Origin of the sequence: Xenorhabdus beddingii, assembly GCF_002127545.1 — a bacterium.
Classification (GTDB): Bacteria; Pseudomonadota; Gammaproteobacteria; order Enterobacterales; family Enterobacteriaceae; genus Xenorhabdus; species Xenorhabdus beddingii.
The window spans coordinates 26,049-36,755 of the sequence record NZ_MUBK01000006.1; the positions used below are offsets into that span (position 1 = coordinate 26,049).

Here is a 10,707-nt window from a genome sequence, read left to right on the forward strand (position 1 = left end):
ATTAAAATAAGGAGTGTCTATCATGAGACAAAGTGGAGAAATAGCATTGGTCAACAGTACCGATTCTCTTTGGGTTAAAACGGACCAAAAAGTCAATAAAATTAGATTCAGACCATTTCCTGAAAGGATAGATTCGCAGTCCACAATAAAAATGTTTATTGAACTAGATGATGATATCCAAAATAGTTACATTAAAATAGAGTATCGATTAAACAACGCGGAAAATAATAGTTTTCAAATTATCGGTGAGTATAACGACAGATCTAAAACCTTTGAAATTAAAATTGATTTTAATAATATTATCGTGAACAATAATTATATTGGCTATACAGAAAGATTAGTCTGGGAACCTAATGGGATAGTCAACTTTATACTTTTTGGTAAATCAGGGAGCTATAAAGGGACATATTTAGATGCATCAAAATGGATGACAGACAGTATTAATCTTTTGGGGGATGTGCCTTTGGGTGCTCTCTGTATTCTGGGTTCCCATGATGCAGGGATGGATGAACTCACCACTCATACCCAGCATGGTGCTGAATGTAATACACTGACGCAATCACAATCTATTTTTAATCAATTGTACTTAGGGGTCAGGTACTTAGATATCAGACCCGTTATCAAAAATGGAGCGTTTTTTGCTGGTCATTATAGTCATAATACCAAAGTGCCACAAGGCGGTACTGGTCAACCCATTGAGAATATCATTTCAGACATAAATTCATTTACATTGGCTTCTAAATCACGTAACGAGGTGATCATGATCAGATTATCCCATGATTTAAATGTAGATTTAGATAAATCTTTTACACAAGAAGAGTGGGACCAATTATTTTCTCGTTTGGATCGTGTAAATTATCTGTATGATTTTGATCATCCCATAGATGATAGATTCACAGTTCAGTCAGTTAAATTGAATGATTTCACCAAAAATGGTACGCGGGCTGCAATCTTATTTGTTGTTGAGAATAATCAGGTCAATTTGGGGAGGCGAAATAGAAAAGGCTTCTTTTATGCAAAGAACTTTCCTATTTATGATAGTTACTCTAATACAAATGATATGAATTCAATGGCAGAAGACCAGATAGATAAGATGAAAACAAATGCTAAAGAACACTATTTTTTACTCTCTTGGATATTGACACAACAATGGTACGACCTGTCATGTGATCTTTATGAAGATTATAATAAAACTATCATGAGAATGGCAAAAATAGCCAATAAAAATTTATTTTTTAAGCTGTATCAACATATTAATTTAAAAGAATACATATACCCTAACATCATCTACATTGATAATGTAAAAGATTCCAACCCAGCCGCTTTATCAATGGCAATTAATTTCTCTTTATTATTAGATAAATGATTTTATTAAGTTATTTGTGGAAACCTGACCAGTCTTCCTTTAAGTGAGTCAATGTGGGATCAAATATCAGCGCAATTCGTGTCAATGGACGGAAGATGTATCTTCTTTGAATTTGAATTACAAATGGGTGAATCGTGTGGCTGTAAATCTGGTTTATAGATGTGAAGAATAATGGATTAATTAACGTGGCAGTTCACCATACCAAAAGGACACTGCCACGCTAATCGTAATCTCATTTTTCATTGAATACAGTGAGTTGTTTATCAACGTATCTTCTGAAAAGTAAAACAGTCGGTGCAATGATGCTGATTGCGAAAACATAATTCCAAGCCTGTCGGTAGTCATTAGTGAAAATCAATGGCACAAGTCCTGTTGCAATAATTCTTCCACATAATGTGAAAAACTGTCCGTATGAAAATGCCCGGTCAATCATGGCTGAATCTACTTCACTCAGAATAAGATTCTGGCTTGAAACCCGTGATGCAGAATGACAAAAGCCGAGGAAAAAACTACCGGCCAAAATGACTTCAAGAGTTGGGTATAGCGCCATAATACCCAGTGTCATGGCAAAGGTAGCCGTGAAAATAAAAATCAGACGGCGCTGTGGATAACGATTGGAAAGCCACCCCATGATGAACCCGACCAGTATCGCTCCACAACCATAGATGACCATCAGCATAATCAGAGAAATAAATGCCATGCCTGCCAGCAGCATAAAAATACCACTATGGCTCAATGAATCTGCAAAGAAAATCACCAATAAGGCCGCCAATAGTGTTGAAGATTGTGATTCAATCTCAAGGATCGCGTTAATACGATATAACTCACCCTCCTCAAAGACATCTTTGATAAAACCCTGTCGGATCGTGTAGAAAATAGCCAAATAAATTTGGATAAAGACATAGGCACAGATCAGGGCCTACCAGATAAAATTTTCATGTCATCTCGAATGGTAAGGTGATTGGAAATATGGCTGATTGGATGATAACTTTTTGTTAAATTAATGTGAATTAAATGGTTCATGCAGCCGCATTTTTTGATTTTTTGTTTTTGGATAGTGCGATACGGTATTTTTATCCAGATATTGGTTATTTTATATAAATAACATAGTTGACTATCATTATTAAAAACAAATCATCATCTAACGAATGTTAATGATGAATTAATGAGTCTTGTTTTTCTGATAACTTTATATGTAACTTTGATATGCACTAGGGATATCTATGTTGGATTTGTTTTAAATTTAGCATTTGGAAGAGCTTTTTAACTCACTATCTAATAATAAGGTAAATAATGGATAATTACTTGACGAATGAGGAAGATAGACTTTAAAAGATAAGTCAGTATAAAATCACTCATCCTTTATAGTTTGCCTGTTTTTATTTTATATAAACTCATTTCAATTAAGTGATATTATGAATTGGTATCTTGGTGTTTTAAAAAATTATGCTGAATTCTCAGGGCGTGCCCGTCGTAAAGAATATTGGATGTTCTATTTATTCAATATCATTGTCTGCGTAGCACTGTTTATATTGGGTACAGCAATTGATGATGTTGCCGGTTTTATATTGATTATAATTTATGGCGTTTTGACGCTGATCCCTGGTCTTGCTGTCGTAGTCCGCCGTCTTCATGATACTAACCATTCTGGCTGGTGGTTTTTACTGACTTTCGTTCCACTTGGTGGTTTGATCATCTTGATATTTCTCTGCCTGGAAGGAACGCAGGGAGATAACGAATACGGTGCAGATCCGAGAAAAATTCCTTAAGGTATAGCATCAATTAAGAGTTTAGTTTGCCATGTAATATAAAAGCGCCACTAGACAATCAGTGGCGCTTTTTTGATAATTGTTCTGCCATAAATTTAATATTTGAAATAATCATCTGAATGCGCTCGCTTATCTTTTGAATAAGACAAATGGTTATATTAGAGAGCGGCTTTTGTCCTTTACTTGAATTCACTTCTTATCATATAGTTAGTGGGATCTTAAGATAAGGAGTTGTATTTATGAATAATATGCGCTTGGCTTATTACGATTTATCTCCAGAACTATTGCAAGGTTTCCGTGCGGTCAAACAAGCCCTAGAAAAAAGTCCGTTGGGCGTCCCTCTGGTTGAATTAATCTATCTGCGGGTTTCCCAAATCAATGGTTGTTCTTTCTGTTTAAACAAGCACACCCAATCCCTAAGAGAAAACCAAGAAACAGAACGTCGGTTAGCTGAATTAGCCGGATGGCGGGTCAGCAGTCAGTTTAGCCCTCGTGAAAAGGCAGCGCTGGAATGGGCAGAAGCGCTCACTTATATTGTCACGACACATGCGGACGATGAGGCTTATTTACCTTTGAAAGATTATTTCACGGATCAGGAAATCTCTGATTTGACGTTTGCCATTGCGCTTATGAATGGGATGAACCGGCTTGCAATTGGTATGCGTCATTAATGTGATTTAATTCTGTCATGATGGTTTTATTTCATCTTAAATGTGATCGTTTAGGCGGTCACTGAATTCAATCCTGTTAAATCACTTTTCGTTTCACCCAATGATTGATCTGCTCGCTTGGCATGTTCTATGCTTTATTTATCTCGCCCGCGCATCATCCGGTAAACCGCCAATCCTCCCAGCACCACGACCGCCATTATTTCCAGAATCAGCCACGGAATGGCAATTTCAGTAATGGCGTTTCCCAGAATAGAAACGCCATTCAATGCCAGTAAACCACTAATTTGAAAGGGGATGCGTTTCCTCACGTCAACTTAATCTTATAATTCTCCTGGCTTACGCGGGGGATTGCGTCCCGAAATATTGGCGGTAGAGCTGCGTATTTCCTGACCAAAAATATCAACCCGTGCCTGAAAAGGCGGGAATGGCAAGGTAATATCGTGTTTGCGGAATTCCTGCAAAATGTGTTGGTGTACTTCGTGGCGGGCGGGCATACGATGCCCCATTTCCGCAGCATAAGCACGCAGTTCGTAAATTTGAATCCCTTGCTGCAAATCCACCAAGTAAACTTCTGGCATCGGATTATCGAGAATTAATGGTGAGCTTTTGGCGGCCGTCATTAATATGTCGGTGGCATAGGCGGATTCAATATCCGCCGGGACAGGGACAGTCAGGACGATACGGGTGATCGTGTCAGACAGTGACCAGTTGATGAATTGCTCAGTAATAAAAGCCTTGTTGGGAACAATAATTTCTTTTCTGTCCCAGTCGGACAAGGTGGTGGCACGTGTATTAATCTTCGTGATGCTGCCAGTCAGACCACGGATAGTCACGGTATCACCAATCCGGATGGGTTTTTCAAATAGGATAATCAGGCCGGAAATGATATTGGTGAAAATTTCTTGTAAGCCAAAACCAAGACCCACCCCCATGGCCGCAATCAGCCATTGTATTTTCGACCACTCAATACCCACCAGAGAGAAACCAATTAAACCCCCAATCAGGGTGATGCTGTATTTGGTTAACGTTGTGATGGCATAACCTGTACCCGGTGATAGCTCCAGATGCTGTAACAGAGCAAGTTCCAGCAGTGCGGGCAGGTTACGGACAAGCTGCGTGGTAATGACAATGACCAATATCGCCACTAATATCGAGCCAAGGGTAATTGGCTGGACCGTCTCAATGCCGTTTATGGTCGTACTTACGTTCCAAAGCCTGATATTTTCAAGGAAGGAAAACGCTGAATGTAATTCAGACCACAATAGGATGAGTGAAACGAGCGCAATCATGGTCAGGATCGAACGGACTAGTCCCAATGATTGGGCGCTGATGGCATCCAAATCAATGACGGGTTCTTCAACCTCGATTGAACCTTCTACGCTGCTATTGATATTGCTTGAATCGTCTTCACTTTTGGCGCGTTGAGCCAGTATTTCTGCACGGCGCTGCTTGGCGCGTTCAAACGCAATTTTACGTCGTTGGATCAGCATCCATCGACGGATAATGTGGTAAACGACCAGTAAGAAGAACCAGATGGCAACCGAGGTTTCCAGACGCCCCAGCAGTGCCTGTGAGGTTTGCAGATAGCCGAGGATCGAAGCCAGTGCCGCTAAGATCGGGGCAGAAAGTAATATCCACCATAAGACAGAGCTAACAATATTTTCGCCTGATCCATGTTTGTCCATATAGAGCGGAATGCCAGCGCGTTTTAAGCTACTGGTCACCAGACTCAAGGAAATACAGAGCATCACAAAACAGAGCCTGCCAAGGGTTGAGATAAATTCCCGGTCGTTGTAGTGATTAAAGGTGATCAACGCCATCATGAGAGGCGCGATCAGGAAAATGGACAGGCGATAAAAACGCATTGCCCGTTTGATGCGCTCTTCCGGCCAGCGAAAATGAGCGATAAATAAGCCATTGGGATGGGCAAATGCAGCACTGAGCATAAAGACCCATAGAACCGGCGTGGTTGCACGTACACCATCGCCTATCGCGTTAGCCATCGGGTATTGCCACGCATTTTGCAGGCCATAGCCAATGGCTGACCAGAGCATCGGCAGTGGTAATGCCGCGACGATAGACCAGAAAACGGTACGCAAGGTCAGTGAAAAATGATCTTGGGTCACTTTGCCTATGCGATTGCTGGAACGTTCGAGAAAGGCATGGTATTGGCGGTGCGAGCTAATACTGAAAATCACCAGCAGCAAAGTCCCCAGCAAATAGAGCAGGGTATCCTGTGTGGTCAACATATTATGGATCGCCGCACCTAACTGCGAAAAGGTATCCAGAGACAGTAAGCGCGTCAGATCTTGCACCACCAGCAGTGGATAATGCAGTGAGATGGGGTTGACATCCGCCACCCAAAATAGATAGCGATGGGTGGCATCCCGAACTTCATTCACGGCATCATTTAATTGGCTGGTGGCGACTTTGAGCTTTGTCAGCTCCAGTATTTCGTTGTCATACCCTGAAAGCAGAGAATTTAATAACTCTTTTCGCGTTCGGATAAGAGATTCATAAACTTGCTTCTGTGCCGATGTCAGGGCGTGATATGAGGGTGATGGCTGATCAATCTCATGCTGTGAACGTTCCAGCATATCCTCGTAGTTCAGTCTCTCAATCCGCAATTCGACAATGTTTCTGTCAAGTTGCTGGGATTTTGGCATATCAGGGATACGGGTGACCTGAGCCCTTAAGGCTTCCCCAAGTGCGGTGGAGTCGTTTAGCCATTGTGCCTGTTCACGGATAGTATTCAGGGTTCGGCGAACCAGCAAAACATCGTCGGCGGCTTTGCGCTGTTGCGAACCAATGACGTCCATGTTCTGGGTTTGCTGACTGAGCATTTGCGATAACTGGCGGTTTTGCTGAAGCTCATTGAGTAAAAATTGAGGCAGTTTTCCGCCACTCTGTTCTGCCAGCATCTCGGTATGTTCAAGGGCGGATTCTGCTTTTTGCTGGCGTTGGATATTTAACTGGTTGCGCAATTGTTGGAGTTGGATATCCAACCGTTGATAGCGTTTTTTAAATAATTCGGCGCCTATGCGGGCAATTTCTTGCCGATTGTTGGCAGAAAGTTGTGCCATTTCCAACTCATTGGTCATGGCATTACGGGCATTGACTTCTGCTTGGGCTAAGGTTAATTGAGCCTTGGCCAGTGGGGTAGAAGGTGAACCTAAAGATTGGAGACGGGAAGTCGCTTCCGCTTGCAGACGTTTCGCTTCACCCTGTTGCTGGGGCAACAGGGTAATGGAATCGCTGATTTCCCGGATCTTATCCTGTTCTTGCTGTAATTGGCGCCCTTTTTCCAGTAATTCGCTGCTAATCTGGGTAATTTGTTGTTCTAGCTTATTGATGGGCTGATTGGCAGGAATTGGGGGGACAGCATCGCTTTCGGCAAGAATTTTCTGGCGCAATTCTTTGATGTTGGCGGGAAAGCGATCAATCGACTGTTGATATTTCTGGATACGCTCATTGGCGGATTTGGTCTCGTTAACCCACGTTATGGCCCCTTGAAGTGCCTGCGCGATTTCAGAATCTTGTGAATTTTTACTGCCTTCAACCTGCTTTAGCTCTTGATTCAGTTGGGTTTCGTCCAACTGAGTCACAGAGGCAAAAGCCGGGTTCGCAAGCAACAGGCTGAAAAATAAACTGATCATCAGGCGCACAATAAGGGGCTCCTTGTCTCTAAAATTAGCTAACGATGTCTTTATTCATGGCTTCACCATTTGCTGCTTCATCGGTGTCCACAGCCAATTCTTCTGCCGTGATCGCCTGAGCCATCAAACCACCCATGCGGGTTTGTGAACCACTGTATAAATTATTGGCAAAATTAACCTGATGGGAAACAAACAGGTTGATAACCGTTGAACCCAGTTTGAAGCGCCCCATTTCTTCCCCTTTTTGGAGGGAAATGGCCCCTTCCTGACCTTCTGCCGGATAGGTCCAGCGTTTGATGATGCCTTCCCGTGGCGGGGTGACACAGCCACTCCAAACGGTTTCAATACTACCAACAATAGTTGCACCGACCAGAATCTGCACCATTGGCCCGAATGCAGTTTCGAAGACACAGATGACACGTTCATTGCGGGCAAACAGGTTTGGCACATTGGCTGCGGTCAGCAGATTGACGGAAAACAGATCACCGGGAACATAGATCATCTCTTTGAGTACGCCATCGCATGGCATATGGACACGGTGATAATCTTTGGGCGATAAGTAGGTGGTGATAAACTGACCGTTACGGAATTGCTCTGCGAGTTGATACTGTCCTGCCAAGAGCGCTTCTACGGTGTAGTAATGGCCTTTGGCCTGAATAATTTGATCCTCGCGGATCGCCCCAAGCTGGCTGACGGTTCCGTCTGCCGGCAGAGCCAACTGATTGGTTTCATTGACGATCGGGCGAATATCCTCCTTCAAGGGACGGACAAAAAACTCATTGAATGTTGAGTAGGCGGTGAATGAGGAATTTTTTGCTTCATTCATGTCGACTTTATAGGCTTTGGCGAAAGCCTTGATGACAAACTGGGTGAGCCAGCCCGCCTTTTTACTGGCAAACCAGCCCGCAAAATTTGTAATGCATTGCTTTGGAAGTAAATATTGAAACCTAATCTTAAGATTATCCAGCACGTCAACCTCTTGGATTTTTCTTGGTAAATTGGACAAAAGTCTACCATTGTACCTGCCATTATTTTTAATGTCAGGGTATCGTTAATTATTGTCTTATTTCTGACTGTCTGTGAAATTTCTGCGTGGCTTAACCTGCGCCATGCTTTCCAGAATCCGGTGATAATTCTCGAAACGCTCTTCCGCAATAATCCCTTTTTCCAGCGCTGCCTTTAAGGCACACCCGGGATCTTCTTGATGTTTACAATCACGGAATTTGCATCCCCCAAGGTATTCGCGAAATTCCACAAAGCCTTCTGTCACCTGTTCTGGCGTGAGATGCCATAACCCGAATTCACGGACACCCGGAGAGTCGATTACATCTCCCCCCAATGGAAAATGGTAAAGGCGTGATGTCGTGGTGGTGTGCTGACCAAGGCCGGAATTATCAGAGACGTCGTTGACCAGAATGTCTTTTTCGTTATCCGGTAACAGGGTATTGAGCAGGCTGGATTTTCCCACGCCAGATTGCCCTGCGAAGATACTGATTTTATCCGCCAGCGAGGAAGTCAGCTCCGCGATGCCTTCCCCGGTATAGCTGGAAATTTCCAGTACGCGATAACCGATATGGCGGTAGATATCCATGACACCATTAACCCATTCACGGCTTTCGGCATCCAACAGGTCGATTTTATTGAGTACGATCAACGGCTCGATATTGAGTGTTTCACAGGCAACTAAGTAGCGATCGATAATATTCAGTGAAAGCTCTGGCAATATCGCAGAGACGATCACAATTTGGTTGATATTTGACGCGATGGGCTTGATGCCATCGTAGTAGTCGGGGCGTGTGAGAACCGACGTGCGTTCATGAACCGCTTCCACGATCCCATTGACTTTAACATCGGATTGGAGTTGCAGCGCGGGGCGCCAGACAACACGATCGCCGGTAACCAGTGAGCGGATTGTCCTGCGAATATTGCAACGCTGTATGGACAAATCTGCGGCCTCAATATCGGCGTGTTGCCCGAATCGGCTGATCACCAGCCCTTCCTGCGGCTCACCAAACTGGCTATCATCCATTTCTGGTTTGTTGGCATCAGCCTTGTTCAGCCTGCGCTGATGATTGGCTTGCACACGGCGTTGCTGCCCTTTGGAGAGTTTATTTTTAGCCACCGAACCTCACTTAATTTCACCTATCTTGCTGATTATCGCTGTGAGTGATCAAAAACGTTATGATACACCACCGATACAGACTACCTCTTTTGAAGGAAACTAGGATATATCATGTCAAAAAGTGAGAACAATCTTATCTGGATAGATTTAGAAATGACGGGCCTAGATCCAGAGCGTGATCGCATAATTGAAATTGCGACTATTGTCACTGACTCGGAACTCAATATCCTGGCAGAAGGGCCGGTGATTGCGGTGCATCAGTCAGATGAACAATTGGCATTGATGGATGACTGGAATGTACGGACGCATACTGGCAGTGGGTTGGTTGAGCGTGTGAAAAAAAGTCAGTTTGATGATACTGAGGCAGAAAAAGCGACCATCGCTTTTCTGGAACAGTGGGTTCCGGCAGGAAAATCGCCCATTTGTGGCAACAGTGTAGGACAGGATCGCCGTTTTCTGTTTCGTTATATGCCAGAGCTGGAAAAATATTTTCACTATCGTTACTTGGATGTCAGTACGCTTAAGGAATTGGCTCGCCGTTGGAACCCTGAAATGTTGTCAGGGCTTAGCAAGAAAAATACTCATCAGGCATTGGATGATATCCGGGAATCGATTGCTGAATTAGTGTATTACCGTGAGCATTTTATTCAGAAATAACCCAAAGTGACCGAAAATAAAGCATTGTACGAAAGGTAATCTCCTGATTGATGATTAAGCGGATAATTTGCCGGTTTAATCATCAATCAGATAAAAAACGCGATTTTTTGTGTTTTGGGGCTTGCCAGAAGAATAATTCCTCGTATAATGCGCTCCCCGTACCGATGAATAATTTCAACAGTACGGCACACCAAGATCTAAGCGGGAATAGCTCAGTTGGTAGAGCACGACCTTGCCAAGGTCGGGGTCGCGAGTTCGAGTCTCGTTTCCCGCTCCAAATCGAAAATGATGTAGGTGTGAAAAATCCGGCTGGCAGAAGCCGAAAAAAATGCGGGAATAGCTCAGTTGGTAGAGCACAACCTTGCCAAGGTTGGGGTCGCGAGTTCGAGTCTCGTTTCCCGCTCCAAATTCAGGACGGTGGGTTTTTAGCAAAATCTGCCCGTCATCAAAAAAGCGCCGAAAGGCG

The 10,707-nt window shown here is 43.4% G+C and carries 9 protein-coding genes and 2 tRNA genes; 6 read left to right on the forward strand and 5 right to left on the reverse strand.

From position 1 onward, the window contains the following. Window positions 1–22 precede the first annotated feature (22 nt). Window positions 23–1,366 (forward strand): PI-PLC domain-containing protein, encoded by a 1,344-nt coding sequence (locus tag Xbed_RS05210; RefSeq protein WP_086111875.1) that lies wholly within the window; start codon window positions 23–25, stop codon window positions 1,364–1,366. A gap of 232 nt (window positions 1,367–1,598) precedes the next feature. Here the strand turns inward: Xbed_RS05210 and Xbed_RS05215 are convergent, their stop codons facing one another. After that, window positions 1,599–2,249 (reverse strand): MFS transporter, encoded by a 651-nt coding sequence (locus Xbed_RS05215; protein WP_086111876.1) that lies wholly within the window; start codon window positions 2,247–2,249, stop codon window positions 1,599–1,601. Between the two features lie 532 nt (window positions 2,250–2,781). Here Xbed_RS05215 and Xbed_RS05220 point away from each other — a divergent pair. After that, complete coding sequence (locus Xbed_RS05220) at window positions 2,782–3,135, forward strand: DUF805 domain-containing protein (protein WP_086111877.1); 354 nt, start codon at window positions 2,782–2,784, stop codon at window positions 3,133–3,135. Window positions 3,136–3,374: 239 nt separating this feature from the next. Then, window positions 3,375–3,806, forward strand: a complete 432-nt coding sequence (locus Xbed_RS05225; RefSeq protein WP_086111878.1) for a carboxymuconolactone decarboxylase family protein — start codon at window positions 3,375–3,377, stop codon at window positions 3,804–3,806. Window positions 3,807–3,940: 134 nt separating this feature from the next. Here the strand turns inward: Xbed_RS05225 and Xbed_RS19700 are convergent, their stop codons facing one another. The 4 genes from Xbed_RS19700 to rsgA all read right to left on the reverse strand — a co-directional run bounded on the left by Xbed_RS19700 (window position 3,941) and on the right by rsgA (window position 9,584). Further along, entirely contained in the window at window positions 3,941–4,114 is a 174-nt protein-coding gene (locus Xbed_RS19700) for a hypothetical protein (protein ID WP_167371868.1), read from the reverse strand. A gap of 12 nt (window positions 4,115–4,126) precedes the next feature. Further along, entirely contained in the window at window positions 4,127–7,471 is a 3,345-nt protein-coding gene (gene mscM, locus Xbed_RS05230; protein WP_086111879.1) for a miniconductance mechanosensitive channel MscM, read from the reverse strand. Between the two features lie 25 nt (window positions 7,472–7,496). After that, window positions 7,497–8,432 carry an archaetidylserine decarboxylase gene (gene asd, locus Xbed_RS05235; protein WP_086111880.1) on the reverse strand — a complete coding sequence of 312 codons (936 nt, stop codon included), beginning with the start codon at window positions 8,430–8,432 and terminating at the stop codon, window positions 7,497–7,499. Window positions 8,433–8,525: 93 nt separating this feature from the next. After that, window positions 8,526–9,584: a small ribosomal subunit biogenesis GTPase RsgA gene (gene rsgA / locus Xbed_RS05240; RefSeq protein ID WP_086111881.1), complete on the reverse strand. Its 1,059-nt coding sequence runs from the start codon at window positions 9,582–9,584 to the stop codon at window positions 8,526–8,528. A 111-nt stretch (window positions 9,585–9,695) separates the two neighbouring features. On the opposite strand from rsgA, the gene orn reads away from it, so the two are divergent. From orn to Xbed_RS05255, 3 genes are all read left to right on the forward strand, one after another. Then, window positions 9,696–10,241 (forward strand): oligoribonuclease, encoded by a 546-nt coding sequence (gene orn / locus Xbed_RS05245; protein WP_086111882.1) that lies wholly within the window; start codon window positions 9,696–9,698, stop codon window positions 10,239–10,241. A 201-nt stretch (window positions 10,242–10,442) separates the two neighbouring features. After that, window positions 10,443–10,518, forward strand: a tRNA-Gly gene (locus tag Xbed_RS05250). A gap of 53 nt (window positions 10,519–10,571) precedes the next feature. After that, window positions 10,572–10,647: transfer RNA gene (locus Xbed_RS05255), tRNA-Gly, on the forward strand. Window positions 10,648–10,707 lie beyond the last annotated feature (60 nt).